This window comes from Actinoplanes campanulatus (genome assembly GCF_014647795.1).
GTDB classification, from domain to species: Bacteria; Actinomycetota; Actinomycetes; order Mycobacteriales; family Micromonosporaceae; genus Actinoplanes; species Actinoplanes campanulatus.
In genome coordinates this window covers 199,688-226,663 of record NZ_BMPW01000016.1, presented here as the reverse complement: position 1 = coordinate 226,663, position 26,976 = coordinate 199,688, and the positions used below count along the sequence as shown (strand labels likewise).

The following is a 26,976-nucleotide window of genomic DNA, read 5'->3' as shown; positions in this document are numbered from 1 at the left end:
ATTCTTGTGACGATGACATGAAAAGATGGAGATCAAGATGAACAATTCGATCGCTCGCCTGTTCCGGAACCGCATTCCAGCCGTCCTCGTGCTGGTGACGCTGCTGAGCGTGGCCGGCACCACCGCGCCGGTACCGGCGGTCGCCGCCGCCCCCGACGAGCCGCGGACGGAGTCGGTTCTGATGCGACGCTCGGGCGGCCTGACAGGCATGGTTGAACACTTCACCGTCGACCGCACCACCGCGAACCGCTACGCGGCCGAGGTGCTGACCACGACGGCGAGCCGCCGGTTCCGCGTCCTGCGGTCGGCGTACCTGCCGGCCGACCCCTGCTGCGACCGGTTCACCTACACCGTCGTGGTTCGCTACAGCGACAACACGGTCAAAACGGTGACGACGGTCGAGAACACCGCCGGCACCCCGCAGGTCCTCCTCGACGTCATCCAGTCTACCCTGCTCGCCGGGCGGACGGAGAGACGAGCGCAGCCTGCCTGACGAACGGCCGCCGCCGTCCTGAACGGTGAAACGGCCCGGTCCCGCATGTCGGCGGGGCCGGGCCGTCCGCGTTGACGACGGATCGAAGGGTTACGTTCGTCAGAGGCGCTCAGCGGTGACCGGCGGGGTATCGGCGTCAGGAAGGTCGACGATGGCGACCGGCCGGTCGGCGTCGTTCAAGATCTCCCGGCTCACCGAACCGAGCAAGACCCGGTGGACCAGGCCCTTGCCGTGCGTGCCGACGACGATCAGCTGCGCATCATCGGCATGCTTCAGGATCGCTTCGGCCGCGCGGCCCTCCACTACGACGGGGCTCACGCTCACCGACGCGGTGTCCATGCCCTGCACCTCGTCGAGCGTCCGGGTGATGGCTTCGGCGGCTTCCGCCTTGGCGCCCGCCCGCATCCGGGCCAAGAGCTCCGGGTCGAGCTGGGGAAACGAGCGGGGTAGCAGAGAGTCCATGGCGGCGACAGCTCTTACAGAAGTCTTGCGCACAGCAGCCTCGGTGATGGCGTAGCGGAGTGCGTTCGTGCCGAACTCCGACTCGTCGACGCCCACGACGATCGGGCCCGTCAACGGGCGCTCGCCCTCTCCGACGACGACCAGCGGGCACTTCGCCTCGATCGTCAGCCGGTTGCTCACCGAACCCAGCAGGGCGCTCGCGGCGCTGCCCAGGCCGCGCCGACCGACCACGACGGCGTCTGCGCCCTCCGAAGCCGCCGCCAGTGCGCCGGCGGGATGGCCCATGGTCGAGGTCTGAGTGCAGGTCAGGTCGGGGGCGAGCTCGCGTACGTGCGCCGCCGCAGCGTCGAGCACGTGCTCGGAGAACTCGATGAGCTGCACCGTGGACTGGCTCGATGGGAGGCCGTGGAAGCCGAAGAAGTCGACGGTGGGAATGAGCGTGTAGGAGTTGACCAGCTCAAGCTGTTCGCCGCCGAGACGTGCTCGGGCCACCGCCCAGTCGAGTGCGTAACCGCTCTGCTCTGAGCCGTCGATGCCGACGACGATCCGGCCGGTCATGTGATGAACTCCCCGCGAGAGAACCAACGGATCCGAACCCGGCCCGCAACAAGCGGGTGCAGCGGCGCGGCACGGCGGACGTGGTGGGCCACCCCCAGCAGCATGCCACGGATGGCCCGCCCACTCCGGTCAGTTGGTCACTACGGGTTACCTGCCTGTGCGGATGGCGCAGGGTGGCCGCGATGCAGAGGTTCTGAGGCCAGCCGGTTTCGGCCACATTCGCCAGATTTACTTCGCTGGACCCGGCAGGATGGGAGGCGTTGGCGGATCTTGAGTCAGGTCCATCAGGAGCGGAACGGTGACCGAGTCGGATCAGGCTGACGAGCGTGCCGATGCCGATTTGGAGGGAAGATGTCCGAACTGATCATCATCGGGTACGAGGGCCCGCAGACCGCTCGACAGGCCTATGAGCAGGTGCAGCGTCTGCAGGACGATTTCGTCGTCGAGTTGCGCGGACTGGCCATCGTCGACGTCGACGCCGATGGCAAGACTCACGTCGACACGCCTCAGCGGATCGTCGGAACGTCCGCGGCTGGTGGTGCGCTCTTCGGCCTGCTGCTCGGCCTGCTGTTCTTCGTCCCGGGCATGGTGCTGCTGGGTGGCGCGATGGGCGCGCTGATGGGCAAGTTCAACCAGAAGGGAATCGATGCCGAGTTCCGCAATCGCGTCGAGCATCTGGTCGAACCCGGCCACTCCGCGATCGTGATCATGGCTTCGAAGATCACCGAGGACAAGTTCGCCAAGGCTCTGCAGCCCTTCGGCGGCACCATCCTCAAGACCTCGCTGTCCGAGAGTGATGAGAAGGAACTCGCCGAGGACCTTGCCGAACAGAGCTGAGACACAACCCTGCCGCCCGCCGCGGACATGCGGCGGGCGGCTCGGTCGGCTCGTTACGTCAGGAGAGAACCACGTTGCTGTAGTAGTACCGCAGAATCGCCTGGTAATTCTTGCCGTCGTTCGCGAGGTCACGCGAGCCGTACTGCGACAGCCAGTCCCCGGTCACCCATCCACCGCACGCCGTCGTGGTCGCGCAGTAGTGGGCTCGCAGGATGCTGCCGCTCCGGGTCATCCGGGTCGACCAGGTGCGGTCCACCGCGGCTGACGTCGAGGACTGCGCCGACGACGGCTTGTAGACCTGGTCGTTGGTGTTGTCCGCTACGTCGTAGCACTGTCCGCCGGGGGTCTTCCGGGTCGAGTGCAGCGCCCAGTACCAGGCGTAGCTCTTGACCGCCACGGCGCCGGCCTCCAGCGAGGCGTCCGGCCAGCTCGTCACCCATTCGTTCGGGAGGACGTTCTTGACGTACGTCTTGAAGTCGACCCGGTCGACCCGGCCGAGACTGACCCGGTAGACCAGAATGCTGGTCGGCAGCGTGCTGTTGGTGCCGTCGGTGGTGCAACCCGTCGACCCGCCCATGAACTGGTGCGAGGCGTTGTTGTTCTTCAGCGTGGCGTTGAGGTTGCCCTTCGCCCCGGCCGCGAAGTCCTGGGTCGCTCCGCCGAAGTCGCTGTTGAAGTAGACCCGCACGGTCTTGCTCGTACGGTTCCACACCGAGGCGGCGTTGTTCTTGACGCACAGGCCCTGGCCGTTTCCGGCGCTCTTGAATTCGTAGCAGGACGGCTGGGTGGTCCCGTAGTCCTCGATCGAGTCGTCGAAGTCCGAAGCCGAGCCGGCCTGACCACTGTTGTAGTAGTAGCAGAACTCGCCGCTGTCACAGACGCCGTCACGGTCGGCGGCGTATGCCGCGCCCGGCGCCACCGCGATGCTGACGAACGCCGCCAGCACGGCAACCAGAATTCCCGGAATCCTCTTCACCGCGGTCGTCACCAGCCGCTCGGGACGTACGCCCAGCCGAGGTAGTCGGCCCGGTCGCGGAACGTGTTGGTCTGGTAGACCGTCGGGCCGGTGCTGATGGCGCTGTTGCCGCCGATGGAGAGCATGACGTGTCCGGCCGAGTCGGTGGAGGTGAAGAACACCGCGGTACCGGCGGGCGGCACCGAGCCGGTGTGGATGCGCCCGTTGTCCCGCTGCCACACGTAGTGGGCGCGTGCTGTGGCGAACCGGCCGCTGGTGCCGAACGCCCGCTCGACGAAGAGCTCGCACTCGCGGTTCCAGTCGGTGGCGCCGAGCCGGGCCCGAGCGAACGCGACGGCCTCGGAAGCGCGCGGGTCGGCCGGGAAGGTGGTGCTGCCGCCGATGGCGTGCGAGGCGTTGTTGTTCTTCAGGGTGGCATTGAGGTTGCCCTTGGCCCCGGAGGCGAAGTCCTGGGTCGCGCCGCCGAAGTCGCTGTTGAAGTAGACGCGTACGGACTTGCCGGTGCGGTTCCACACCGAGGCGGCGTTGTTCTTGATGCACTGGCCCTGGCCGGCGCCGTCGCCCTTGAATTCGTAGCAGGACGGCTGGGTGGTGCCGTAGTCCTCGATCGACTCGGTGAAGTCCGAGATCGAGCCGGCGTTGCCACTGTTGTAGTAGTAGCAGAACTCGCCGCTGTCGCAGGTCCCGTCGCGGCCCGCCGCCGATGCCGGCGAGCCGAAGCTCAGGATGGAGGTGGTCATGGCGAGTGCGGTACCGACGAGGGCGAGGTTCTTACGGATGTTCATGCCATTCCTTTTTGTGGATGAGAGAGGGATGGGAGCGGTCACTGGGCGCGCTTGTACTGCTCCCAGGTCTTGATGGAGACCTGAGGGCCGTCGTCCGGGCCGCGGTTGGCCAGGCCGTTGAGGCCGAGGTAGTAGTCGCCGACCTGGTGCTGTGCCTGGGTGGACAGGTCGGTGTCGTTGATCGCGGTGGCGTGGATGTGCCACGGCCAGTCGCCCTGGCTCGGGCTGCGGACCCAGGCGGCGAAGCCGACCTGGCGCAGGGCCTTGGCGACGGCGGTGCGCTTCGCCGCGGTCATGCCGGTGACGGAGATGTCGACAACGCCGCCGCCGTCGTGGGTGCCGGCCGAGGTCGGGTCACCGCCGGGGTTGTACGAGCCCTGGTCGAGCACGATCTTGTAACCGAGCAGCCGTTCGGCCTCGGTGAGCATCGCCTGGGTACGGGCGTTGACGACGTATCCGTCACGCGCGACCTCCGCGCCGGGGCTGATCGTGTTGCCGACGGTGTACCGGTCCTGGCCGAGCTTCGTCAGCGACGTCGTTCCGGGCAGCCCGTTGGCGTCCAGGCCGGTGTAGCCCAGCGAGCGCTGATAGGCCGCGTACGCCGAGACGGTCTGGGTGCCGAAGTAGCCGTCAACCCACTGTGCGGCCAGCAGGCTCTTGGCCTGGAGCGCCTGCTCGACAGCGAGGACGGACGCCTGCGCGCCCGGGGTCAGGGTGCTGTCGGCACGGCGGGGGTCGATCTGGGCCGCCAGGACGGTGGCCTCCATGTCCACGACCGGCCGGGCGGCCGTGGTGAGAGTCTGCCGCGTTGTGGTGTCGGACGTCCCGGCCCAGGCGTGGACCGGGAGACCGACGGCTACGCAGAGCGTGGCGAGCCCGATGGCTAACCGCGGACGGCGCATGGTCGAACCTCCTCGAAGGTGGTGAGTCGCGTTCGGAACGGACATCACCTTGCGAGAAGGGACCTACTGTTCGGTACCCCGTGTTTCCTGTCAGATCCGTCAGACCTCAGCTGACCTCGACGGATAAAGCGTTGTCAGTTCGGACGGTGCCTGGGACTGACACCGGAGCCGGTGTTCAGACGGTGACGTTGACCAAGAAATACACCGGCCGACGGCTGGGAAAGTAGGGCTGCCCCTGTTCGTCGACCATCTTCCAGCTCACCATGCACTTTCCCGGGTTGCTCGGAGCGACGACCGGAACGGTGATCATCACCTGTTCGCCAGGTGGCGTGTCACCGATCTGAACCCGGTCCGGTACGGTGCAGCCGCCTTCACCGGTGGGGTTGATCGGAGCCAGGAAGCGTTTGTGCCAGGCGACCTGTCCCACGTTCGCGAGCGCCCACACCTTGTCGAAGTGTTGGTTCACCTTCACCTTCGCGCCGTCGGGAAAGGTGATGTCGCCGACGAACCTGCTCGCGTCCCCGGGGATCAGTGAGTCCGAGAAGCTTCCTGACGGCGATGGGGTCGCCACGGGGTCGTCACCGCGGCCGCGGATGATGACGCCCACGGCGGCGAGGCCCGTCACCACCGATGCCGCCATGGCCGCGATCCACCGGCGGCGCGGTGTGCGCTGAACCGTCGGCGCGACTTTCGAAGACGTGGCGACGCCGGGCACGACGGCTCCGCTGACCGCCGGGGCATCCACGTCGCTGAACGTCCTGATGTCCACGGCGCCGGAAGCATTGTCCTCTGTGGTGGACTCGACCTCGTCCTGGCGCTGAGCGTCCTCCCAGAGGCGCCGCCACTCGGCCTCGTCCGCCTCGCAGGCCCGGACGAACTCGCGTGTGGTCTCCCAAGAGGGAAACCTGGTCCCAGCGGCGGCCTCGTGCAGTGTCGTGTGTGAGATCCGGCCCGATCGCCCGGCCATCTTCCGGAATGACGGATTGCCCACGCTGGTCCGCAAGGTCCGCAACTGGTCTGCGAACTTCTCGGTGGCAGCACGCTGGTCTTCCATCCAACCCCCATGTCAGGCGTCTTCGTCAGACGTTGTCAGAGCGTGTAAGAGGGTACCGAACACGTCTCGTCGGCCATCAATGTGATCGGCGACGACACCGGGCGCGACGGGTTCCGGTGCATTGAAGGAGGTCACCGATGAAGAGCCTTTCCCGACGTGGCGTGCGCATCCTCGCGGCCGCCGGGTTGGCTGTGCCCGCGGTGCTGGCGTTCACCGGGCCCGCCCAGGCGGCTGAGGTCAATCCGCGCTGTGCGGACTCGGTGCAGATCGGCGCGACGGCGTACGTCACCGCCGGTGGCATGACGGCCGCATCGGTCAAGCAGTACAAGGGATGCGGCAAGAACTACGCCTACACGTACGTGTGGCAGCAGTACCGGGACAGCCACGGCTCGTACCAGGTCTGCACCTCGATCGTGACCGGAAGCACGCTGCGCGACCTGCAGTGTTCGAGCGGCAAGGAGGTCTGGTCCCTGGGTGCCAACACGCTGTCGGTGTGCACCCGGGCGATGGGCGGGATCTCCGACGTGGCGCACAAGGAGACCGAGGAGCGCTGCTGACCGCACGACTGTGCGGATACGTCCAGGAATGTGCCGGCGGGCCGGCCGGGGTGATAATCACCCCGGCCGGCCCGCCGGCCGCCTGTCAGGGCTGGACCGAGAATCTGCCGGCTACCCCGCGGAGTTGGTCGGCGGTCGACCCGAGCTTCCGTACGGAGTCGGCGGTCGCCGCGGTCGCGGCGGCCATCCGCTCGGTGGACTGCACGTTCGCGCTGGCGAACACACCGACCTCGTCCAGTGCGACCCGCAGCGAGGAGGTGCCGGTGGCGATCCGCTCGAAGGCGCCGCGGGCGTGCTCGTCCACCATCCGTACGGCGTCGCCGCTGGTCCGCTGAATCTCGGCGACCAGGCCCGCAATGGACTGTGCCGAGGCGCCGCTCTCCTCGGCGAGCGCGCGGACCTCGCCGGCCACTACCGCGAAGCCGGAGCCGTGCACACCCGCGCGGGCGGCCTCGATGGAGGCGTTGAGCGCGAGCAGGTTCGTCTGCGCGGCGATTCGGGTGATCGCCTCGACGATCCCGCCGATTTCCTTGGACTTGATGTCGAGCACCCGCATCACACCGTCCAGCTGCTGCACGGTCGCGATGCCGCCGGTGACCAGATCGACGGTCTGCTCGGCCGCGTTCTGCGCTTCCCGGACGAGGGTGACCTGCCGCCCGGCGTTGTCGACGACCTCGCTGGAGGCGCCGCGTACCCCCTCGGAGACCTCGGTCAGGTCCTGGGAGGCTTCATCCAGGGCAACTACGGCGGAGTGAACCTGCCCGATCGAGTCGTTCAGGTTCGCCACCATTGCGGCGAACGCCTGCCCGAGACGGTCCTGCTCCGACTTCGGCCGCGCGTTGACGGCCAACTGGCCCTCGGCCATCCGCTGCGACACGTCGGCCATCCCGGTCAGGTACTCCACCATCCGGTCGAAGGCGGCGGCGACCTGGGCGATCTCGTCGTCGGTCGTGGTCTCCACCCGCTGCTCCAGATCACCGCGGGCGATGCCCTCCGCCGCCTCCGTCAGGGTGTCGAGCCCGTCGGTGATCCGCCGTGACAGCGTCCGCCAGACCAGGAACGCGACCGCCACGGCGATCGTCAGCAGCACCCCGAGCAGGCTGAACGCGACGATCACGGAAAGCTGGGAGGCGTCCCGGTCCGTGTTGGCGATCTCCGTGGCGGTGGCGTGCCAGGACTTCACGTCGTCCTTGAGGGCGTCCCACAGTTCCTCGCCCTGGCCGTCGTCGAACGTGCCCCGCGCGGCCTCGTGGTCGCCCTTGTCAGCCAGCGCCGCCTCACCGGCGGTGGCTTGCACGTACTCGTTCCAGTGCGCCTCGAACGTCGCCAGCGCCGTCATGCTCGTGTCCTCGACCGGCAGCTTCCGGTAGTCCGCGAAGAACTCCTTCATCTCCGCGTCCTCCTCCTGCATGGAGGCCAGCGTGTCGGTGCGCCCCTCGTCACCGGGAGGCAGCGCCAGGTACTGCCACTGCTCCTTGCGGTATTCGTACATCAGCGCACTGATGCGGCCGACGATCTGCTCACCCGGCACCGAGGCGTCGGCGAGCGAACTGACCCGCCCGGTCGACTGCCCGAGGCTGACCGCGGTCACCACGGCCGGCAAGACCAGCAACGCCACCACCACGGAGAAGCCCAGGCGCATCGAACGCCGGATGGGCAGCGTGGTCAGGATCCGGTTCATCGTCAGGGACTTCAGAATTCGAGGCATGGCACGTCTCTCATTCTCGAGGGGGCGCGTGTCCGGTCACCCATCCCGATCGACGTTCCAGCGAAAACTTTGACCTTAATCCCTAGCGAGTTACTGGATAAATGCTGTGAGCCTGATCCCGAGCAGCGTCGGAATATCGGCCCGGTGTTCTCACTCCTCGTTCGTCCGGTGCCAGTCCCGAACGGCGTCGCGCATCCGGTCGAAGAGCGCCATCGGCGGCCCGGCCAGCATCATCGTCGTGCCGCTCTCGCCCACGCCGGCGTGTGGGCGGGTGGGCGAGACGGCCTCGGCGGCGCGCACGGCACCCGCCATGCGGCGAAGCTTCGCCGGGTCCATCTTGCGCCGCAGCATCGGGAACTCCCGCTGCTCCTCGTGCGTGTTGTGGGCCATCACGGCCTGCTCGAACGCGGCGAACATCTCGTCGAAGCCGGGCCCGTCGGTGCCGATCGCGTACAGGTTGTTCAGCTCCCGCTTCATGTCGCCCTCCTCCCGGAGGAAGCCGTCGATCGTGGCCTTGCTGATGTCGTGCCGGGAAGCCGGGTGCACCACCAGCTCCTCCGCGCTCTCGTGCACGGCGAGCAGGCGTACGAGTTGATGGAAGGCACGCTTGCGGGGCTCACCGGTCGTGCTCTTCACCTCGGCGAACAAGGCCCTGATCTCGTTGTGCTGGGTGAGGAGCAGGTCGATCACGTCCTGGTCCTGCTGCGTCGTCGTCACGGCGAACCTCCACGTCTCGTTGGCGAAACCTCTGCCGGATACCCGGCGTGGGCTCGCCTATCCCTGCGAGTCGAGGGCAGCGTTCCGCCGGGTGCCCGGAATCCGGCAGAACGTCACCTTTTCGAAGGTTCTGGATGCGTACAGATGCTGGTCAACGGCAAGGTGGTGGCGACCGATGCGCAGGCCGCCTACAGCTTCGTGCCGAATCCGAAGAAGTACGGCAAGAAGTTCACCGTGCAGCTGCGCGCCTACGACAAGGCCGGCAACCTCAGGTACAGCGCGAAACGCACCTACCGCCGCTGACGCCGGCGCCCTCCACCTGACCGGAGCAGGGTGAACAGATCCTCATGAGCCGGATGCCGGGGGGAGTGAGATCACGAAGACCGATCCTCCCCTGGGTGAGGGGCGGTAGCGTACGTCTCCGCCGTTGGCGCGGGCGAGTTCGCGGACGATGTAGAGGCCCAGGCCGGTGCCGGGGGCCTTGCCGGCGGTGGATTCGGCGCGGGCGAAACGGTCGAAGAGGCGGTCGCGGAATTCCGGTGGTACGCCGGGGCCCCGGTCGGTGACGTCGATGGTGACGGGGCCGCCGTCGGAGGCGTGTGCGTCGATCGTCTCGACGCCGCCGCCGTACTTGGCGGCGTTGCTGATCAGGTTGGCGAGGATCTGGTCGAGGTGGCCGGGTTGGACGGCGGCGGTCAGGTCGGGCGGGCAGGAGACGGTGACCGCGGTGGTGGTGGCGAGTGCGGCTTCGATGTGGTCGGCGACCCGGACCGGGCGTGGGGCCGCGGTGAGCCGCCCGGCGTCGATGCTGACCAGGGCCAATACTTCGTCGACGATGCCGGCCAGCCGCCGGGTGGTGTGCTGGACCTTGACGACCAGTTCCTCGGCTGACGGTGGCAGGGGGTCGTCGGTCAGGATGAGGTCGAGGTAGCCGAAGATCGTGCCGAGCGGGTTGTTGATCTCGTGGCCGAGCATGCCGATCAGGTCGGATTTGAGTTGGCCGGCGGCTTCCAGGTCGCGGTTGCGGTCGGCGAGTTCCGCGGTACGGGCCCGGACCTCGTTCTCCAGGGAGTCGTAGAGCAGAGCGTTGTCGAGGGAGACGGCCAGTTGTCCGGCGATCAGTTCGACGGTCTGTAGACGGCTGGTGGAGAAGACGCCGCGTTGCCTGCGGTTGGCCAGGACCAGGACGGCGTCCTCGGCGCTGTGGCAGGGCACCGGGAGGACGAGCAGGCTGCATGCCTCCAGATCGGCCAGGTAGGGGTCGTGGGCGAACCGGTCGTCGTGGGTCGCGTCGGCGACCAGCAGCGGCTGGTGGGTGCGCTGGACGTAGCGGACGGCGGCCGACGGCAGATCCGTGTGGCAGCCGCTGGAGACGGTGCGGTTCCGCAGCGACAGGCACACGTCGGTGGCCCCGGTCATGGCACACAGCACATCGGTGACCTGCGCCGACAGTCCGGCGAGGGTGGTCTGCGAGCTGAGCGCCCGCGCCGCGCGCAGGATCGCCATCAGGTCCAGATGATCGGCGGCCCGGCTGTCCGAACCACCACTCGCGGTGTTCCGCAGGAAGGGGTGCGCGGTCTCCAGCCGTGCGACCGGCGCCCCGGCGCCCCACGCCCGGTACGCGTCGCGCGCCTCGGCCAGCAGCCGGCGTCCGGTGTGTGTCAGCCCCTGTTCCAGGTGCAGGCGGGCGGCCCGTTCGGCGAGCAGGGCGTGATGCCACGGGCGGCCGGTCACCTCGTGCAGACCCGTGTCGAACAGCCGGAGGGCAGCGGCGGCGTCCCCCTCGGCCCGGGCGATCTCGGCGTCCACGAGCAGCAGCAGCGGCCGGAAGTTGCGGGGCGCGTCGGTGGCCCGGCGAGCCAGCCAGTCACGGGCGTCCGTGGTCGCGGGCGAGGGATCGCTGAGGCATCGGGTCACCCGGGCGAGCGCGCCGCCGTAGAACCCACGAAACGCGTCGCAGTACCGCATCGCCTCGGCCGAGTGCTTCTCCAGGGCCACGGTGTCGTCGCCGAGCAGCGCCGCCAGCGCCCGGTCCAGGTGATAGCCGGCCAGAGCGGGCAGGTTGTCGTCGATGTCCTTCAGGTGTGCCGTCTCGTCGAAATCTTCGGCGGCGAAGGATCCCTGCCCGCGCAGCGCCCGGATCAGCTGCCGGTGCCCGAGAACGAACAGCCGGGTGTGCCGGTTGCCGCTCCGCTCCGCGAAGGCCAGCGCCGCCGCGGTGTCCTCGGCGCAGGTCTCCAGGGAGTCCTCGGTCTCCAACTGGAGGATCAGCAGAAGAGCCCAGTGCAGCACGCCGAGCTGTACGTCGCCGACCGCGAGGAGATCGTCACGGACCTGCCAGCAGCTCTCGACGACCTCCTCCAGCGGCTCGAACCAGGGCGCGGCCAGCATCAGATGCTGGTACGCGGCCCCCGCGGCCGCCGTGTGGTAACCGTGCTCCCGGGCGGCTCGCAGCGCGTACCCGGTCAGCAGGTATCCGGTGCGGTAGTCGTCGAGCAGCCAGGTGGTCACCCGGATCACCAGGCCCAGGGTGGCGGCCAGCGGCTCGCACACCCCGTTGTGCTGCCACAGCGTGTGCATCTGCAGCACCAGCCAGGCGTGCCAGTCCCGGTCGATCAGGTAGGCAGGTCCGGTCATCCGTCGCAAGATCCGGGCCACCGCGATGATCCGCGGATCGGTGGACTCCCGGGCCGGATAGGCCGGTCCGTGGGCGGCGACCCAGTCCCGGAGTTCGAGCAGCGTGCGCTGGTTGTCCGCGACCAGATCGGCCGGCGGGGTGATGTCGAAACGCCGCAGCGCGTCGAGCCCGAGAGCGATCGCCGCGCGGCATTCGCCACGCACGGTCAGGCTGTTGATCTGTACGGCGGTGGCTGCGGCCAGAGTGAGCGGGTCCGGGGAACGAGCGGCGAGATCGTGGTAGATCCGGTCGGCGTCGGCGTGCCGGCCCAGGCAGTAGAGGGTGGCGTGCCGGTCCACCGCGATCGCGTCCCGGTCGGCGGCGGCGTCGGCGGTGGCCAGCATCCGGTCGGCCGCGGCCAGCAACTCGTCGGCGACCGGGTAGTTGGTGGTGCGCGCGGCGCGGCGGCCGGCCCGGTGCAGCAGGGCGGCCGCGGTCCGGCGCTCGCCGTCGTCGCCGATCAGGCCGGGGACCTCGAGGTACTGCTCGGCGGCCTGCTGCTCGTAGCCGTCGTGGGCGGCCAGGCGACGGGCCATCGCCAGCCGCGCTCGATCCAGCTCGACGGCCGGGAGCAGATCGCGGGCCGCCCGCAGGACCAGGTCGTGGCAGAACGTGACGGTGCTGTCCACGCTGATCAAGCCGTCGGTGACGGCGGGAGCCAGGTGGGCCGGCAGGGTGTCCGGCTGGGTCGCGGTGGCGGTGGCGAGCAACTCCGGGGGTACGCCGGAACCGAGACAGGTCAGCGCGACCAGCAGGCGCCGGGTCGCCGGGGACTGCTGCGCCAGCCGGGTGGTGAGCAGTTGCGGCAGGTGGTGGCGGGTGACGAAATCCCGTACCGGATCCGGGTCCCAGTCCCAGCCGGCTTCCGCCGGTCTCAGCAGGCCCTCCGTGCGGAGCCCGTTGATCAGTTCAACGGTGGCGTACGGGTTTCCGGCGCTCGCCGTGCCGATCAGGTCGGCGAGCGCCGCCGTGGCCGCGGGCTCCGCCCGCAGTACCGCCCCGGTCAGCTCGGCCAGCCCGGCCCGGTCCAGCCCGGTCAGCCGCAGCGGCGGCGCGACGAGACCGTCCCGCTCCCAACGCGAGACGAGGCTGGCGAGCGGATGGCCGGCGTCGACCTCCTCGTCGCGGTACGCGCACACGACCAACACCCCGGGGACCGGACCGACGGTCACCAGCCCGTCCAGCACCCGCAGCGACACCCGGCCGGCCCACTGCAGATCGTCGACGACCACGACCAGCGGGCGATGGACCGCCACCGTGCGCAGCAGCGTGATCAGACTGTCGCTGGCCCAGGCCGGTGGGGTCACCAGCTCCGGCGGCTCGGCCGTCACCCGCCCGCCGAGCAGGACCTCCACCTCGGGAGCGGCTTCGGACAGCACCTGGCCGGCCTCACCCAGCGCGGCGGCCAGCCGCTCCCGATGGCCCTCCAGTTCCGTCTCCGGCAGGGCGAGCAGCCGCCGGGCCAGGCCGCCGACGACCTGGACCAGAGCGCCGCCGACCCCGGTGCCGAACTGCTCGTACTTGCCGGCGAGGAACCAGCCGTCGTGCGCGGCGACCAGCGGGCGCAGCGTCCGCAGCAGGGCGCTCTTGCCGATCCCGGGCGGGCCGCTGACCAGCACCGCCCGGCCGTCGCCGGCCAGTGCCCGGTCCAGGGCCGTGGTGAGCGTGCCGAGTTGCCGGTCCCGGCCGACCAGGGTGGGCGGCGCGGGCAGGAACGGCGGGAAGTCACGCTCGCCCAGCTCCCAGTCGCCGTCCGGGTCGGCCGTCCACCGGGTCAGATCGTGGGCCAGGCCCTCGGCGCTCTGGTAGCGCCGGTCCGGGTCCTTCTCCAGCAGCCGCATGATGATGTCGCCCAACCGCGGCGGCAGGCCCGGTGCGGCCGGCGTCCCGACCAGGGTGGCGTGCATCAACTCCAGCGGGTCGCGGCCGGTGACCGGGGCGACGCCGGTGGCCAGGGCGTAGAGGGTGGCGCCGAGGCCGTAGAGGTCGGCGCGGCGGTCGATGCCCAGACCGCTGCGGCCGGTCTGCTCCGGCGGCAGGAAACCGGGGGTGCCGACCGGGCCCTCGCCCGCCTCCGGCGTGCCGGTGACGGCGAGATCGAAATCGATGAGCAGTGGCGGCGCGTGGGACCGCAGCAGCACGTTGGCCGGGGTGATGTCGCGATGCAGGACGCCGGCGCGGTGGACCCCGGCGAGTGTGGTGGCCAGGGCGTGCGCGGTGCGAGCCAGGTCGGGCAGCGGCATCGGTCCGGCCGGTGGCGGGGCACCGCCGTCGTCCTGCATGACCAGGGTCCGGCGCGGCTGGTGTGCGGCCGGGCGGGGGACGCCGGGCAGGCCGGCGAGCTTCTCCAGGACGGCGCGTTCGTGCTCGATGCGGTGGGCGGCCCCGGGCCCGGCGGCATGTTTGCAGACCACGCCGGGGCCAGCGGGTGAGATGTGGCGGGTGACCTGCGTCCGGTCACTCAGGTAGAGCGATTCCTCACCCTGGTAACGGATAATCACACCTTCGACGTGATCTTCTTCCGCTTCCATAGCCAGCCGATCTCGTGGACCCCCGTGTTCCGATGGTAATCATCGGACGACCAGGGGCACCTCGGATGCGCGGCAACCAATCGGCACCGTGGGGGGACCGGCACTGCCGCCTACGGCCGCCACCGTAATGGGCATGACCCGACTGCTCACCATTCTTCTCTTCGCCGTCGTCGCGCTCAGCGTGCTGGCCCTGATCGACTGCCTGCGCACCGACCGGTCGCGGGTCCGGTCGTTCCCGCGCGCCGCGTGGGCCGCGATCATCCTGCTCATCCCGGTCAGCGGCGCGGTCGTGTGGTTCCTCGGCGGTCGTGCCGCGGCCGCGCCGGCCGGCGTCGCGGCCGCTCGTCGCCCGATGGGGCCGGACGACGACCCCGTGTTCCTCCGCCAGCTCACCGAGCAGTTGCGCCGGCGCTGAGGGATCACCTGGTCAAGACGGGCCGGCCGGTGATCGTTGATCACCGGCCGGACTGCTGTCGGACCCGCACCGCGGCGCTGGTGGCACGGCCGTCGGCGTAGCCCACCCTCACCACGATCACCGTCACGGTGATCTTTTTTGCGTTTCGGAGTCGGTGGGGCGCAGGAATGACACGTCTTTTCCCGTTTCGCCGGAGCCGTCGTTCATCGGCGGCTCCTGATCTGGTCCGGATCCTGAGGCATGGCGACACTCAATCGTTACGACGAACCGGGAGCGATCCGTCGCACGAATCGATCCCGGTTGAGTATCTTGATCGAACTCTGCACCGTCGGGACGTCGTGGCACGGCTGGCCCGGTCCGGCATCCCCCTCGTGACATTTCCGGGAGAACCATGCGACCCCTGCGACACCGCGCGCTGTCCGCGTTGATCACCGTGGTGACAGGTGCCATGTCGGCCCTGGCCGTCGGTGCGCCCGCCAGGGCCGACGACCCGGACGTCACCGCGCCGGTCGGGCGCTACCAGCTCGACTTCACCAAGCTCTGGGACGGCCAGAGCGCCACCCTGACCGCGCTGGAGGTCTCCGACGACGTCACGGCGCAGGCGGACATCCGCCAGTACATCGACTGGGGTGACGGGGACTTCTCGTACCTGGACGGCGACGAGAAGTCGGAGCGGCACCAGTTCTACAACCCCGGCACCTACACCGTGACCGTCCGGCTCACCGACCGGGCAGGCAACTCGTCGTCCGGAGTCTTCGCGGGGACGGCCGCGGTCACCGTGGTGAGGATGCCCGGCACCTTCAAGATCGCCAAGAAGGAGGTGTACGTCGGTGACCCCGCGATCGTCACCCTGGCCGGCATCCCCAGCGATGTCACCAAGGTGCGGGTGTGGTGGGGCGACGGCACGGACACCACGGTCAGCCGGACGACCACGCAGGTCAAGCACTACTACACCAGCCAGACCAGTTGGTACGTGAGGGTCATGCTGACCAACGCGGCGGGCGAGGCCTACGGTCAGGAGATCGGCCCCATCAACACCCCGTTCGACGAGATCCCTCCTCAGATCTCGCTGACCAGGCCGAAGAAGCCGACGTACGTGTCGTCCTGGCGCACCGTCGGCGGCAAGGTCTACGACCGGGGCCGGGGGACGACCGCGGTGGGTACCGCCTTCATTCAGCAGCGGGGCAGCTCCTGGTACTACTACACCGGCAAGAAGTGGATCAAGGCCAAGACGCTCAACCAGGCGCTGAGCAAGGCGCGGACGATCACGGTGCGCCCGACCGCGAAGAACACCTGGCAAGTCAAGATCAAGGGCCTCAAGAAGGGCACGCTGTACGCCTTCTACGCCGCCGTGGACAAGGACGGCAACCAGTCGGAGGCGAAGGTCAAGAAGCAGAAGCTGACCCGGTGACCCGATAGCCCCAGCCAGAATGGCCGTGACCCGCGAATACACGGGTCACGGCCATTCTGTTTGCCGCTCCTGGTCAGCGCACGTCGATGTAGTCGGAGACGCTCCAGTCGGCGCGGGTGAGCCGGAAATGATCAGTGCCGACGCGCCGTCACGGTATCGATCCGTCGATCGAGGCACAAGCGTGCCCGCACCCGGGTGGATGAATTGGGTAAAACGGAACATTAGCCACAAGGCATGTCGTTATCGTGCAGATGTGACTACCAAGAGTAATTTTGCGGTGGCTCTGGCCGGGTTGCTCGCGCTCACCGCCGTGGCGGCCGGCCCGCAGCCCGCGCACGCGGTGGAGGCCGAGCCCGTCGCGGCGAGTAGAGCTCGCGTCGTCGTGCCCGGTGAGGACGGGGAGATCGCCATGCGCCCCGGCGGGCGGGCGTTCGCGACCGTGAGTCACGGGACGGTGCGGCAGTGGAGCGCGAGGACCGGGCGCCCGGTCGGCGCGACGATCACCGGCCATACCGGACCGATCCACTCCGTGGCGTACAGCTTCGACGGCAAGCGGCTGGCGATCGCCGGTGATGACGGCGTCTCGCTGTGGGACGCCGCCACCGGGCAGCCGGCCGGGCCGTCGCTGACCGGCCACACCGGGCCCGTGCGCTCGGTGGCGTTCAGCAAGCCCGCCCGGCTGATGGCCACCGCCGGTGACGACGGCACGGTGCGGCTGTGGGATCCGGCCGGGGAACCGGTGCGGACCATCGAGGCCAACCCCGGCGGGGTGCACTCGGTCGTGTTCAGCGAGGACGGCGAACGGCTCGCGACCTCCGGCGCCGGCGACGTCCTGCGGCTGTGGGAGACCGGCACCGGCCGGCCCGTCAGCGAGGTGCTGACCGTGAAGCCGGGCCCGGTGTACGCGATGAGCTTCAGCCCGGACGGCAGGCTCTTCGCCGCCTCCGGTGGCGACGACGTCGTGCGGCTGTGGAACCCGGCCACCGGCGAGTCGGCGGGCCGGCCGATCATCAGCGCGTCCGGGCCGGTCTACGCGCTCACGTTCAGCCGGGTACGGAAGCTCCTGGCCACCTCGTCCGGCGGCGACAACACCGTACAGCTGTGGAACACGGTGACCCGCCGGCCGGCCGCCGCGCCGCTCGCCGGGCACACCGGGCCGGTGCGGGCCATGCGGTTCGGCCCGAACGGCAGGTTGCTGGCCACCGGGGGCGACGACGGGACCGTACGGGTGTGGGAGTCCCGGACCGGGAAGGCCGTGGGCGTGCCACTGACCGGGCACCGCGGGGCGGTCTGGTCGGTGCGGATCACCCCGAACGGCAAACGTGTGATCAGCGCCGGCGCGGACGACAAGGTTCGGCTCTGGCGGGTCCCCACCAGTGGGTCGCCGCTCAGAGCAGCACGATCATCAGCTGGGCGATGAGGACCTTCAGGACCATCGCGATCGGGAAGACCATGGCGTAGGCGAGGGCCGGCAGTTCGTTCTTGGTCCGGTCCTCGGCGAAGGTGAGCACGGCGGGGTTGGTGTCGATACCGGCCATGACGCCCATCAGCCAGGAGAGGGGCATGCGCAGGAGCCGGCCGCCGACGATGCAGACGACGGCGGTGCCGGCCGCGACCAGGGCGCCGGCGGCGATGATCTTCCAGGCGTCGCCGTCGGAGAAGCCGCGTACGAGCACGCCGCCGGATTTCAGGCCGACTCCCGCGAAGAACAGCGCCACGCCCAACTGGCGCAGCACCAGGATCGTGGAGCGGGGCTGGTGCCAGGTGATCGGGCCGGTCCGCCCGGCGCGGCCCAGGACCAGCCCGGCGATGAGCGGGCCGCCGGCCAGGCCCAGGCGCAGGGTGGCGTTACCGGTGAGCGGTATCGCGACGGTGCCCAGGAGCAGGCCCAGTGCGAGGCCGAGGGTGAGGCCGGTGAAGTCGACCCGGGTCAGCGACTGGTCGGAGTCGCCCAGCAGCGCCGTCACCTCCGGCATGCGGTCCCGGTCGGCGACCACCCGGACCCGGTCGCCGAGTTGCAGCCGGGTGGCGGGCGTCGCGATGAGGTCGTGGTCGCCCCGCCGTACCCGGGTGATCATCGCGTGGTGACGGCGCGGCAGGTCGAGTTCGGCGACGGCCATGCCGGCCAGGCCCGGATCGGAGACGGTGATCCGGCGGAAGTCGAGGGTGCCACGATCCAGCGACAGCGCCGGTTTGACGTTCTCGCCGAGCCGGGCGACGAGGTCCCGGGTGGCGTCGCGGGTGCCGACGACCGACAGCAGGTCGCCCTCACGCAGGGTGGGGACGGTCTCTGCCAGGTACATCCGGTCGCCGCGCCGCAGCCGCACCAGCAGGGCCTCGCCGTCCTGGGCGAGCTGGCCGGTGAGATCGCGAATGCCGGTGCCGGCGCCCCGGGTGACGAGCAGGGTGCGTTCGACCAGCCTCTTCGGGGCGGGCGCGAGGCGGGTGTTCTCGGCGGCCTCACGCCCGAAGTCGACCCGCACGAAGATCATGTAGGTGATCAGGGCGCCGATCATGGCGATCACGCCGTACCCGTAGGTGAGGCTCATGCCGACCGCCGCGTCGTTGGCGAGCCGTCCCCCCTCGGCCGGGTCGACGGCGCGTAGCGCCTCCTGGGCGCTGCCCAGCGCCGGCACGTTGACCAGCGCGCCCGCGAAGACGCCGGCGGCGGTGGCGGGATTCAGGTGGAGGACGGCCGCGGCGCCGACCGCGGTCAGCGCCGCGACGGTGAGGACCGCGGCGACGAAGGCGTTGTCGCGCAGACCGCGCCGGCGCAGCGCCGCGAAGAAGGTCGGGGCGCTGGCGAGCCCGATCAGGTAGACGAACAGGGCCAGGCCGAACTCGTCGGCGAAGTCCGGCAGCCGCAGCCGATCGTCCAGCGCGCCGATGCCGAGACCGACGAAGAAGACCGCGGCGACACCGAGGGCGACGCCGCGGATCCGGAGATTGCCGAGGAGATGTCCGAGGCCGAGGACGATCGCGCAGAGCAGGACCTCGTTGGCCGCCAGAATCTCGATCGGGGACAAGATCACCCTCCATACCCCGTGATCACACTACAAAATCCAGATCACGGGGTACGGCGAACGCCCTTACTGGGTGATCCGGTCGACCCCGGGGCCACCGATGAGCTCGTCCCGGCCGGCGCCCCCGACGAGGGTGTCGTCGCCGTGGCTGCCGTTCAGCCAGTCCTTGCCGGCGCCGCCGAAGAGGTGGTCGTCGCCCGCCTCGCCGTCGATCGCGTCGTTGCCGCCGTTGCCGCTCAGCCTGTCGTTGCCGGGGCCACCGATCAGCCGGTCACCGTTCGAGCCGCCGCTCAGGACGTCGTTGCCGGTGCCGCCGTCGGCCGCCATGAACACGCCGGTGCGGTTGTAGACCCTGTCGCTCCGGTCGCCGAGCAGGATGCTGAGCTCGGTGGGCGTACGGGAAGTGGTGCACTTGACCTTGGTCTTGTCGCCCTTGACCGTCTTGCAGCCCTTGCCGGCCTTGATCGCGACCTTGTCGTCGAGCGTGACGGTCCGGCCGGAGATGGTGATGGTCAGCGAGTTCGCCTGTCCGGCGGCGGCGGTGAACCTGACGATGCTCTTGTGCGCGCCCACCACCTCGGCCTTGCCGACGGTGGCGGCCTGTGCCGCGGAGGCGAAGAGGGCGCTGGTGGCCACGGCCGTCGCCGTCGCGCCGATGAGGGCCAGGGTCTTGCGGTTGAAGATGTTCATCGGATTCCCCCGTTGTGCTCGCTGTCGCTCGGTCATCTGGTGCGATGCGGGGCCGGCCGGGGTGGTTCGCGGATTCTGATCACGGATCGATAACGGTGGTTGCGGGCGGCCGTTACCGTACCGTCCCGTGACGTTGATCGATCTTGGAAAGGTAGCCATGACTTCTATTCCGCGCATCGCGACGGCCGGCCTGATCGCCGCCCTCTCGGCCACCGCTTTCGCCGCGCCCGCGCAGGCCGCCTCCGTCGGTGTGGCCTCGGTGACGTCCGCGTCCGAGGTTCATTTCAAGGCGGCGTCCGGTGCGCAGAGCCGGGTGGTGGTGCTCCGCACCGGGAACCAGATCACGATCTGGGACGAATTCGCCCCGCTCACGGCCGGCAAGGGCTGCGTGGCGGACGCGGGCGACAAGAGGATCGTGCTCTGCACGACGGCGGAGACGCCGAAACGGGTCACCGTCTGGGCCTACGACCTGAACGACGAGATCGTCAACGACTCGGACGTGGCGACGACCGTCTACGCCGGAGCCGGTGACGACCGCATCATCGGCGGCACGAACCGGGACCGGTTCTTCGGACAGTCCGGCAAGGACAACATCGACGGCGGTGGCGGCAACGACAGCATCTGGGGAGGGGCCGGCAACGACACCCTCGCCGGCCGCACCGGCGACGACCGCCTGTTCGGCGGCTCCGGCCGCGACAGCCTCTACGGCAGCGAGGGCAACGACATCCTCCGCGGTGAGAACGGTGTCGACTACCTGAGTGGCGGGGACGGCAACGACCGGCTCGTCGGCGGCAACGGCAAGGACGCGCTGTCCGGCGGAGCCGGCGACGACAGGCTGTACGGCAAGGACAGCCGCAAGCAGGTCGCCGACACGCTCGACGGCGGCGTCAACGGCACCAACGGGGACATCTGCCGCGGCACCCGCCTGGACAGCCGGGTCAACTGCGAGAAGTGACCACCGAACGCTGAGGGCCGGCATCCCGGAAAGGATGCCGGCCCTCAGCCGTCGCTACCTCAGAATCCGGCGCTCACCCTGGTGAACGCCCAGTCCGCCTGGGCGATGCCGGAGCAGTTGCTGACCACGCCGCCGCCGGCGCAGCCGCGGTCCCGGTTGACCGCCCAGAACGCGAAGCGGGCCAGGCCCTTGCTCGTGGCGTAGTCACGGATCCGGGTCCAGGTCTCCACCGAGGTGACCTCCTGCTGGTCGGAGAGACCGTTCATGCCGGAGATGCCCATGTGCGAGTACGCCTGCGCGTCGGTGTACCCGAACGTCGACTTGAGCACGTTCTTCAGGCCCTCGGTGGCGCCGACGGTCGCGGCGTACATGTCCGCGTGCCCGCTGAAGTCGAACGGCATCTGGGTGAAGATGTCGATGTTCGCACCCTTGGCCTTGGCCTGCTGGATCAGCCGTACGCCGTGCGCGTTCGGGCCGGTCGTCGAGGTGCCGAAGGTGAGGATGGTCTTCACGCCCGGGTTGCGCTGCTTGACGATCTTCAGCGCGTCCACGATCCGGTCGGCCACCACGTAGTTCTCGAACTCGTCGGTGTTCTCGATGTCGACGTCGATCGCCTTGAGCTGGAAGGTGTCGATCACCTTCTGGTACGCGCCGGCGAGCGCCTCCGGGGTGGAACAGTTCGGGCCGAGCTTGTTGCCGCTCCAGCCGCCGATCGACGGGACCACGTCGGCGCCGGCCGCCCGGATCGCCGCGATGGTGCTGGCGTGCGCGCCGCCGGTGAGCCCGCTCGAGCCGTCCCATGCCGGGTTGCAGCCGTTGCTGGCCAGGACGAACGCCATGGTGAACGCCTTGATGCCGGTGGCGTTGACGACCGTGGACGGGGCCGGCGGGTTACCCCAGCCCGGGTAGATGTAGGGGGCGGCGGCCATCTTCGTACCGGTCGCCGGGGGTGTCGTGGGGTTGGTGGTGGGGTTTGTCGTCGGGGGCGTGGTCGGGTTGGTGGTGCCCCCGCAGACGCCGTTGTCGATCCAGACCGCCCACTGGCTGCTGTTGGTGGCCGGCGACTCGTTCTGGGTCCACCACTTGGCGGTGTAGTTGTGGCCGCTCTGCGAGGCCACGTTGTCCTTCACGTAGACCGCGGAGGCGCTCCACGCCGGGGCGCACGCGACGGCCGCGTTCGAGGTGGCCATCGGGAGGATCGCGGCGGCCGCGCCGACCGCCCCGACCGATGTCACGAGGGCGATCTTCCTGCTCAGCTTCATGGGGATGCTTCCTGAGAGGGGTGAGAGTTCAGGGGAGGGTGGCGAGGTGCGGGTCGATGGTGTTGGCCCAGGCGTTGCCGTTTGTCACGTCCCAGTTGATCGACCAGGTCATCGCGCCGCGGATACCCGGGTAGGTGGCCGGCGGCTTGAAGGTGCCGCAGTTGGTGGCCTTGGCCAGGCAGTCCAGGGCGTTGTTGACGACCGACGGGGCGACGTAGCCGCCACCGGCGGCCCGGGTGCTGGCCGGCAGGCCGAGGGCGATCTGGTCCGGGCGCAGCCCGTTCTGCAGCGGGATGCAGGCCAGCGCGGTCAGGAAGTTGACCGTGCCCTGGCTGTACGCGGCGTTGTTGTCGCAGCCCAGCATCGAACCGGAGTTGTAGTACTGGGTGAAGACGACGGTCAGGATGTCCTTGATGTCGAGCGCCAGTTTGAAGTACGACGACTGCGGGTTCTGCATGTCGATGGTCTGCGGCGCCATCGTGATGATCAGGTTCGCGCCGGCCTTGGCCCGCAGGCTGCGCAGCGCGCTCGCCATGTAGGTTGGGTTGAGCCCGTTCTCCAGGTCGATGTCGACGCCGTCGAACCCGTACGTCTGGATCAGCGAGTAGACCGAGTCGGCGAACGCGGTGGCCGCGGCCGTGCTGTTGACGGCGACCGTGCCCTTCTCGCCGCCGACCGAGATGACCACCTTCTTGCCGCGCGAGTGCAGGGTGGCGATGTCCGCCTTGAACTGGGCGGTGGTGTAGCCGCCGACCGCGGTGGCCAGGCCCGGGTCGAGGTTGAAGGTGACCGCGCCCTGGGTGGCGGTGGCGTCCGCGAAGGCGACCGCGATCAGGTCGTACGTGGCCGGGACGTCGGCGAGCTTGAGCGGCGCGGCGCCGTTGTCGAAGTTCTGCCAGTAGCCGGTGAGGAAGTGCTTCGGCAGCGAGCCGTTGGGCGGGGTCGTGGTGGGGGGAGTTGTCGTCGGCGGGGTGGTGGGTGGCGTCGTGGTGGGCGGGGTGGTGGTCGGCGGCGTCGTCGTGGGCGGCGTGGTGCCGCCCCCACAGACGCCGTTGTCCGCCCAGACGTCCCACTGACCACTGCGGACGGCCGGCGACTCGTTCTGCGTCCACCACTTGGCCGTGTAGTTGTGGCTGTTCTGCGAGACCACGTTGCCGTTGACGTACACGGCGGTCGGACTCCACGCGGGCGCGCAGGCCGCGGCGGCCGAGGCCTCGCCCGAGAACCAGGTCGCCGCGCCACCGGCGACCAGCGCCGTGACCGTTGCGAGGATTACCGATCGGGAGCGCTTCATCGGCGTCCTTTCGAGTGATCTGGGGATTCTCCAATCTTTAGGACTGTTAACAGTAAAAGTAAAGAGTGTGGCGACCTTAAACATCCTTAAATTTCAATTCGTGACGCTGTGGCGACGGTGATCTATCATCCGGGCACCGATCTTGAGAGGGGACGCGGATGCCCAGGACCACATGGCTGAGCAGGGTTGGCACGGTTCTGGCCGGCAGCACGGCGGTGGTCGGGGTGTTCGCCGCGCCGGCGCAGGCCGCGACCACCGGCAAGGTGTACGTGCAGTACGCCGAGCCGGGCGACCCCGGGCAGATCGTCTACGAAGCCGGCCCGGGCCGGCGGAACGCCGTCGTGGTCACCCGCTCCGGCCGCACGGTCACCATCGACGACCGGGTCACCGTCCGGGCCGGCAAGGGCTGTAGGGCGGTCAAGGGCGACAAGACCAAGGTTCGCTGTACGCCCAAGGCGTTCCAAGGCGTGACCGTGTTCCTCGGATCCGGCGACGACCGGGTCACCAACCGCGGCAACGTGCCGCTGTTGGCCCTGGGCGGCTCCGGGAAGGACACGCTGATCGGCGGCTCCGGGAGCGACATGCTGATGGGCGGCACCGGCGCGGACCGCCTCTACGGTCAGGGCGGCGCCGACAACCTCTACGGTGAGAGCGGCTACGACCTGCTCGTGGCCGGCACCGGCGACGACCGGCTGTACGGCGGCACCGGCAACGACCGGGAGTACGGCGGCGACGGCAACGACCTGCACATCCAGGGCCGGGACACCACCGCCTCCGACGCCGACTGGCTCTCCGCCGGCAACGGCACTGACTCGGTCTACTACACCTACCGGACGAAGGGGGTCAGCGCCGACTCCGACGGCGTGCGCGGGGACGACGGCCGCAGCGGTGAGGGCGACACCATCATCAGCGCCGAGACGCTGTACGGCGGTGACGGCGACGACCGGCTCCACGGCACCAGCGGCGCCGACACGCTGATCGGCTTCGGCGGCGCCGACCAGATCTACGGCCGGGGCGGCGACGACCACCTGGACGCCGGGCACGACGAGAAGGTGGACCTGCTGGACGGCGGCGACAACGGCACGGCCGGCGACACCTGCGTGGCACCCGGCGACGACGACACCCGGGTCAACTGCGAGCGTTGACGAAGGCGTTACCACCGCATCGGCCGTGATCAGCGAAAGACGCTGATCACGGCCGATGTCGTCAGGCGGGTGGGGCGGTCACGAGAGGGACCGCTCCAGGAGAACCGGATCAGCGCTCGCAGCCGACCGTGGTGTCCGGGCCGGAGACGATGCACCGGTCGCCGAGGGTCACGTGGCTGCCGCCGTCCAGCAGGTCCGCGTCCAGGTCCCACTCACCGATCTCGTCGTCACCGGCCTCGCCGTAGATCCGGTCCCGCCCGTCCAGGCCGATGAGCGTGTCGTCGCCCGCGCCGCCGCGGAGCACGTCGTCGCCCATGCCGGAGTCGAACCGGTTGGCGGACGCGTTGCCGGTCAGCCGGTCGTTGCCGTCGCCGGTGTAGACGTCCTCCACGTCGGCGCCGACCGTGTCGTGCTCACCGGCCTGGCCGTCGTCGCCGGCCGAACCGTCGAGGTCGACCGTGACGCCGTTGCGGTAGGTCGAATAGATCACCGAGTCGCGGCCCGGCCCGCCGCGGATGACATCGGCGGTGGGTTCGCCGAGGCCCGGCTCGTCGCCGTAGAGCGAGTCGTTCCCGGAGCCGCCGTCGATCCGGTCGGAGCCGAGCTCACCGCTGAGGAAGTCGTCGCCGCTGGATCCGAGCAGGACGTCGTTGCCGCGTTCACCGAGGATGCCGTCCCGGCCGGCGCCGCCGTTCAGCCGGTCGCCGCCGGTCCCGCCGTAGATCAGGTCGTCGCCGCCGTACCCGTGGATCCGGTCGCCTCCGGAGCCGCCGCGGAGGATGTCCGCGCCCGGCCCGCCGCTGATCGTGTCGCCGCCGGTCCCGCCGTCGGCGGTCATGCCGAGACCGGTCCGGTTGACGATCGTGTCGACGCGGTCGCCGGTGGCGATCCGAATCCGGGTCGGTGCGGTCGCGGTGCGGCAGACGACCCTGGTCCGGTCGCCCTTGACGGCCTTGCAGCCGGCGCCCGCCTTGATCGCGACCCGGTCGTCGACCGTGATCCGGTTGCCGGACCGGGTCACCACGACCCGGTTCTGGGCGCCTTTCGCGGCGGTGTAGAGCACCCGGGTCCCGGAGACCCGGGCGTTACCGGCCGCGGCGGCCTCCGCCGGCACGGCCACGACCAGGCCGCCGAGCAGGGATGTGAAGAGAACGGCTCCAAATCTGGTGGATCGTCGCATATGGGTTCACCTCGTGATAGCGAGACCGGGATCACACAGGGAAACACATCGATGCAAGGAGCGGCAGGGGTCAGCTGTCCTTGTTCACCAGGCCGGGGTTGTCCAGCAGGAACGGGGCGACCCGGTCCTCCCGGACGGCCTTGAAGAAGTCCTCGGCCGTCGTCGCCGGCCGGAACTCCTCGCCCAGGTAGTCGCCGTCGGACTCGAACTTGCCGCCACCGGGCAGCTTGATCGTGGTCATGTCGTCGACGTTGAGGCCCTTGAGCGCGAACGCCCACTCGAGCGGGTCGCTGCCGCCGCCCGCGAAGGTCAGCGACTCGCCGGCCGCGTCCAGGATCTTGGTGAGCTTCTTGACGTCGGTGATGACGCTCTTGCTCATCGCCTCCTTGGCCATGGCCTTGATGAACTGCTGCTGGTGGCGCTGCCGGTCGTAGTCGCTCATCGGGACGCCGGCGTTCGGGTAGCGCTGCCGCACGTAGTCGAGCGCCTGCCACGGCTGGAGCCGGACCGGCTTGGTGCTCTTCTTGTAGGACGCCTGCGGCCCCGTGTACGGGTGCGGGCAGTCACTGGTGACCGGGCAACTCGACTTGCGCGGCCGCTGCTTGCCCTCGGGCGTCAGGTGCTCCGACTTCACGTCCATGTCGATGACCATGGAGACGCCGCCGAGCGCCTCGACCATCTTCTTGAAGCCGCCGAAGTTGATGATCGCCGCGGCGTCGAACTTGTCGATGCCGGTGTAGTTGCGGACCGTCTTGGAGAGCAGCTGGAAGCCGTTCACGACGTCGATTTTGCCGTTCACCTGGCTGCCCAGCGCCATCGCCGAGTTGATCTTCCCGCTGTGCGCGCGGACGCCGGACTTCGAGTCGGCCGGGATGTCCACGTACAGGTCGCGGGGCATGGAGAACAGGTAGGCCGTGCTCATGTCCGCGGGGATGTGCGCGATCAGGATCGAGTCGGACAGCGGCGGCGTCGAGGACTTCCGCGGGTCGATGCCGACCAGCAGGATCGTCAGCGGGCCCTTGATCTCCTTGTCGGCCGGCGCCGCCTGCGCCGCACCGTTGTCGAGCAGGTCGTTGTTGGTGATGCCACCGGTGTACTTGGCGACCAGGGCCTGGCCGCCGACCATGGTCCCTCCGCTGACGACCATGAGTGCGCAACCAGCACTGGCACACAGCCGCGCCCACAGGGGTGTGCGGCGCTTCGCGGACTTTGGCAACCCTGTCTCCAACCTCGATGCGGGCGATGCGGCGGGTGACACCTTATCTGAGAGATTCCACGGCACGGGCCGGTCGATGGTTCACCGAAGGTCGCTGTGCGTTTCCTGTTATCCGGCGGTTCCGGAAC

23 protein-coding genes and 1 pseudogene are annotated in these 26,976 nt (G+C 69.4%); 9 read left to right on the top strand and 15 right to left on the bottom strand.

Going from position 1 to position 26,976, the window contains the following annotated elements:
- Positions 1–37: 37 nt before the first annotated feature.
- Positions 38–493 carry a hypothetical protein gene (locus tag IEZ13_RS28985; protein WP_183224055.1) on the top strand — a complete coding sequence of 152 codons (456 nt, stop codon included), beginning with the start codon at positions 38–40 and terminating at the stop codon, positions 491–493.
- Between the two features lie 99 nt (positions 494–592).
- Here IEZ13_RS28985 and IEZ13_RS28980 read toward each other — a convergent pair whose 3' ends face one another.
- Positions 593–1,513: a universal stress protein gene (locus IEZ13_RS28980; RefSeq protein WP_183224057.1), complete on the bottom strand. Its 921-nt coding sequence runs from the start codon at positions 1,511–1,513 to the stop codon at positions 593–595.
- 351 nt (positions 1,514–1,864) lie between these two features.
- Between IEZ13_RS28980 and IEZ13_RS28975 the strand changes: the two genes are divergently transcribed.
- The gene (locus tag IEZ13_RS28975) at positions 1,865–2,350 is read left to right on the top strand and encodes a DUF1269 domain-containing protein (RefSeq protein WP_183224059.1); all 486 of its coding nucleotides are present in this window, start codon (positions 1,865–1,867) and stop codon (positions 2,348–2,350) included.
- Positions 2,351–2,408: 58 nt separating this feature from the next.
- On the opposite strand, the gene IEZ13_RS28970 is transcribed toward IEZ13_RS28975, so the two are convergent.
- The 5 genes and pseudogenes from IEZ13_RS28970 to IEZ13_RS47585 all read right to left on the bottom strand — a co-directional run.
- The gene (locus IEZ13_RS28970; RefSeq protein WP_183224060.1) at positions 2,409–3,338 is read right to left on the bottom strand and encodes a SpoIID/LytB domain-containing protein; all 930 of its coding nucleotides are present in this window, start codon (positions 3,336–3,338) and stop codon (positions 2,409–2,411) included.
- Positions 3,335–4,111, bottom strand: a complete 777-nt coding sequence (locus tag IEZ13_RS28965; RefSeq protein ID WP_183224062.1) for a peptidase inhibitor family I36 protein — start codon at positions 4,109–4,111, stop codon at positions 3,335–3,337. Before IEZ13_RS28965 ends, IEZ13_RS28970 begins: the two co-directional genes overlap by 4 nt.
- A 38-nt stretch (positions 4,112–4,149) precedes the next feature.
- Positions 4,150–5,013 (bottom strand): peptidoglycan-binding domain-containing protein, encoded by an 864-nt coding sequence (locus IEZ13_RS28960; protein WP_183224064.1) that lies wholly within the window; start codon positions 5,011–5,013, stop codon positions 4,150–4,152.
- Between the two features lie 175 nt (positions 5,014–5,188).
- Entirely contained in the window at positions 5,189–5,782 is a 594-nt protein-coding gene (locus tag IEZ13_RS28955; RefSeq protein ID WP_229795163.1) for an NBR1-Ig-like domain-containing protein, read from the bottom strand.
- Positions 5,783–5,857: 75 nt separating this feature from the next.
- A pseudogene (locus IEZ13_RS47585) lies at positions 5,858–6,067 on the bottom strand (helix-turn-helix domain-containing protein); the annotation flags it as partial.
- 137 nt (positions 6,068–6,204) lie between these two features.
- On the opposite strand from IEZ13_RS47585, the gene IEZ13_RS28950 reads away from it, so the two are divergent.
- On the top strand, positions 6,205–6,624 hold the full coding sequence (locus IEZ13_RS28950; RefSeq protein WP_183224068.1) for a hypothetical protein: 420 nt from the start codon (positions 6,205–6,207) through the stop codon (positions 6,622–6,624).
- A gap of 85 nt (positions 6,625–6,709) precedes the next feature.
- On the opposite strand, the gene IEZ13_RS28945 is transcribed toward IEZ13_RS28950, so the two are convergent.
- Together IEZ13_RS28945 and IEZ13_RS28940 are read right to left on the bottom strand one after the other, a co-directional pair.
- Positions 6,710–8,332, bottom strand: a complete 1,623-nt coding sequence (locus IEZ13_RS28945; RefSeq protein ID WP_183224070.1) for a methyl-accepting chemotaxis protein — start codon at positions 8,330–8,332, stop codon at positions 6,710–6,712.
- A gap of 150 nt (positions 8,333–8,482) precedes the next feature.
- The gene (locus IEZ13_RS28940) at positions 8,483–9,049 is read right to left on the bottom strand and encodes a hemerythrin domain-containing protein (RefSeq protein WP_183224072.1); all 567 of its coding nucleotides are present in this window, start codon (positions 9,047–9,049) and stop codon (positions 8,483–8,485) included.
- 144 nt (positions 9,050–9,193) lie between these two features.
- Here IEZ13_RS28940 and IEZ13_RS28935 point away from each other — a divergent pair, with 144 nt between their 5' ends.
- Positions 9,194–9,352: a hypothetical protein gene (locus IEZ13_RS28935; RefSeq protein ID WP_183224074.1), complete on the top strand. Its 159-nt coding sequence runs from the start codon at positions 9,194–9,196 to the stop codon at positions 9,350–9,352.
- 42 nt (positions 9,353–9,394) lie between these two features.
- On the opposite strand, the gene IEZ13_RS28930 is transcribed toward IEZ13_RS28935, so the two are convergent.
- Positions 9,395–14,227 carry a sensor histidine kinase gene (locus tag IEZ13_RS28930; protein WP_229795152.1) on the bottom strand — a complete coding sequence of 1,611 codons (4,833 nt, stop codon included), beginning with the start codon at positions 14,225–14,227 and terminating at the stop codon, positions 9,395–9,397.
- 163 nt (positions 14,228–14,390) lie between these two features.
- On the opposite strand from IEZ13_RS28930, the gene IEZ13_RS28925 reads away from it, so the two are divergent.
- The 3 genes from IEZ13_RS28925 to IEZ13_RS28915 all read left to right on the top strand — a co-directional run bounded on the left by IEZ13_RS28925 (position 14,391) and on the right by IEZ13_RS28915 (position 17,503).
- On the top strand, positions 14,391–14,672 hold the full coding sequence (locus tag IEZ13_RS28925; RefSeq protein ID WP_183224078.1) for a PLDc N-terminal domain-containing protein: 282 nt from the start codon (positions 14,391–14,393) through the stop codon (positions 14,670–14,672).
- Positions 14,673–15,063: 391 nt separating this feature from the next.
- Positions 15,064–16,083 carry a PKD domain-containing protein gene (locus IEZ13_RS28920; protein ID WP_183224080.1) on the top strand — a complete coding sequence of 340 codons (1,020 nt, stop codon included), beginning with the start codon at positions 15,064–15,066 and terminating at the stop codon, positions 16,081–16,083.
- 253 nt (positions 16,084–16,336) lie between these two features.
- On the top strand, positions 16,337–17,503 hold the full coding sequence (locus IEZ13_RS28915; protein WP_229795150.1) for a WD40 repeat domain-containing protein: 1,167 nt from the start codon (positions 16,337–16,339) through the stop codon (positions 17,501–17,503).
- On the opposite strand, the gene IEZ13_RS28910 is transcribed toward IEZ13_RS28915, so the two are convergent.
- A complete protein-coding gene (locus tag IEZ13_RS28910; protein WP_183224081.1) occupies positions 17,472–19,109 on the bottom strand; it encodes an aspartate:alanine exchanger family transporter in 1,638 nt (545 codons plus the stop codon). The genes IEZ13_RS28915 and IEZ13_RS28910 overlap by 32 nt on opposite strands.
- Positions 19,110–19,172: 63 nt before the next feature.
- Positions 19,173–19,796: a calcium-binding protein gene (locus IEZ13_RS28905; protein WP_183224083.1), complete on the bottom strand. Its 624-nt coding sequence runs from the start codon at positions 19,794–19,796 to the stop codon at positions 19,173–19,175.
- Between the two features lie 157 nt (positions 19,797–19,953).
- On the opposite strand from IEZ13_RS28905, the gene IEZ13_RS28900 reads away from it, so the two are divergent.
- Positions 19,954–20,751: a calcium-binding protein gene (locus tag IEZ13_RS28900; protein ID WP_183224085.1), complete on the top strand. Its 798-nt coding sequence runs from the start codon at positions 19,954–19,956 to the stop codon at positions 20,749–20,751.
- A 59-nt stretch (positions 20,752–20,810) separates the two neighbouring features.
- On the opposite strand, the gene IEZ13_RS28895 is transcribed toward IEZ13_RS28900, so the two are convergent.
- Positions 20,811–22,013, bottom strand: a complete 1,203-nt coding sequence (locus tag IEZ13_RS28895; RefSeq protein WP_183224087.1) for a glycosyl hydrolase family 18 protein — start codon at positions 22,011–22,013, stop codon at positions 20,811–20,813.
- A gap of 28 nt (positions 22,014–22,041) precedes the next feature.
- Positions 22,042–23,307 carry a chitinase gene (locus IEZ13_RS28890; RefSeq protein WP_183224089.1) on the bottom strand — a complete coding sequence of 422 codons (1,266 nt, stop codon included), beginning with the start codon at positions 23,305–23,307 and terminating at the stop codon, positions 22,042–22,044.
- A 158-nt stretch (positions 23,308–23,465) separates the two neighbouring features.
- Here IEZ13_RS28890 and IEZ13_RS28885 point away from each other — a divergent pair, with 158 nt between their 5' ends.
- A complete protein-coding gene (locus tag IEZ13_RS28885; protein ID WP_183224091.1) occupies positions 23,466–24,452 on the top strand; it encodes a calcium-binding protein in 987 nt (328 codons plus the stop codon).
- Positions 24,453–24,561: 109 nt separating this feature from the next.
- Here IEZ13_RS28885 and IEZ13_RS28880 read toward each other — a convergent pair whose 3' ends face one another.
- Together IEZ13_RS28880 and IEZ13_RS28875 are read right to left on the bottom strand one after the other, a co-directional pair.
- The gene (locus tag IEZ13_RS28880; protein ID WP_183224093.1) at positions 24,562–25,632 is read right to left on the bottom strand and encodes a calcium-binding protein; all 1,071 of its coding nucleotides are present in this window, start codon (positions 25,630–25,632) and stop codon (positions 24,562–24,564) included.
- 70 nt (positions 25,633–25,702) lie between these two features.
- A complete protein-coding gene (locus tag IEZ13_RS28875; RefSeq protein ID WP_183224095.1) occupies positions 25,703–26,779 on the bottom strand; it encodes an LCP family protein in 1,077 nt (358 codons plus the stop codon).
- Positions 26,780–26,976: the final 197 nt, after the last annotated feature.

What these genes read in the sequence shown, in the direction of transcription:
- IEZ13_RS28975 (WP_183224059.1), top strand. Translation starts at nt 1,865, where the DNA reads ATGTCCGAACTGATCATCATCGGGTACGAGGGCCCGCAGACCGCTCGA.
- IEZ13_RS28900 (WP_183224085.1), top strand. Translation starts at nt 19,954, where the DNA reads ATGACTTCTATTCCGCGCATCGCGACGGCCGGCCTGATCGCCGCCCTC.
- IEZ13_RS28965 (WP_183224062.1), bottom strand. Translation starts at nt 4,111, where the DNA reads ATGAACATCCGTAAGAACCTCGCCCTCGTCGGTACCGCACTCGCCATG.
- IEZ13_RS28950 (WP_183224068.1), top strand. Translation starts at nt 6,205, where the DNA reads ATGAAGAGCCTTTCCCGACGTGGCGTGCGCATCCTCGCGGCCGCCGGG.
- IEZ13_RS28945 (WP_183224070.1), bottom strand. Translation starts at nt 8,332, where the DNA reads ATGCCTCGAATTCTGAAGTCCCTGACGATGAACCGGATCCTGACCACG.
- IEZ13_RS28985 (WP_183224055.1), top strand. Translation starts at nt 38, where the DNA reads ATGAACAATTCGATCGCTCGCCTGTTCCGGAACCGCATTCCAGCCGTC.
- IEZ13_RS28905 (WP_183224083.1), bottom strand. Translation starts at nt 19,796, where the DNA reads ATGAACATCTTCAACCGCAAGACCCTGGCCCTCATCGGCGCGACGGCG.
- IEZ13_RS28960 (WP_183224064.1), bottom strand. Translation starts at nt 5,013, where the DNA reads ATGCGCCGTCCGCGGTTAGCCATCGGGCTCGCCACGCTCTGCGTAGCC.
- IEZ13_RS28885 (WP_183224091.1), top strand. Translation starts at nt 23,466, where the DNA reads ATGCCCAGGACCACATGGCTGAGCAGGGTTGGCACGGTTCTGGCCGGC.
- IEZ13_RS28875 (WP_183224095.1), bottom strand. Translation starts at nt 26,779, where the DNA reads ATGGTCGTCAGCGGAGGGACCATGGTCGGCGGCCAGGCCCTGGTCGCC.
- IEZ13_RS28880 (WP_183224093.1), bottom strand. Translation starts at nt 25,632, where the DNA reads ATGCGACGATCCACCAGATTTGGAGCCGTTCTCTTCACATCCCTGCTC.
- IEZ13_RS28980 (WP_183224057.1), bottom strand. Translation starts at nt 1,513, where the DNA reads ATGACCGGCCGGATCGTCGTCGGCATCGACGGCTCAGAGCAGAGCGGT.
- IEZ13_RS28890 (WP_183224089.1), bottom strand. Translation starts at nt 23,307, where the DNA reads ATGAAGCGCTCCCGATCGGTAATCCTCGCAACGGTCACGGCGCTGGTC.
- IEZ13_RS28925 (WP_183224078.1), top strand. Translation starts at nt 14,391, where the DNA reads ATGACCCGACTGCTCACCATTCTTCTCTTCGCCGTCGTCGCGCTCAGC.
- IEZ13_RS28895 (WP_183224087.1), bottom strand. Translation starts at nt 22,013, where the DNA reads ATGAAGCTGAGCAGGAAGATCGCCCTCGTGACATCGGTCGGGGCGGTC.
- IEZ13_RS28935 (WP_183224074.1), top strand. Translation starts at nt 9,194, where the DNA reads ATGCTGGTCAACGGCAAGGTGGTGGCGACCGATGCGCAGGCCGCCTAC.
- IEZ13_RS28920 (WP_183224080.1), top strand. Translation starts at nt 15,064, where the DNA reads ATGCGACCCCTGCGACACCGCGCGCTGTCCGCGTTGATCACCGTGGTG.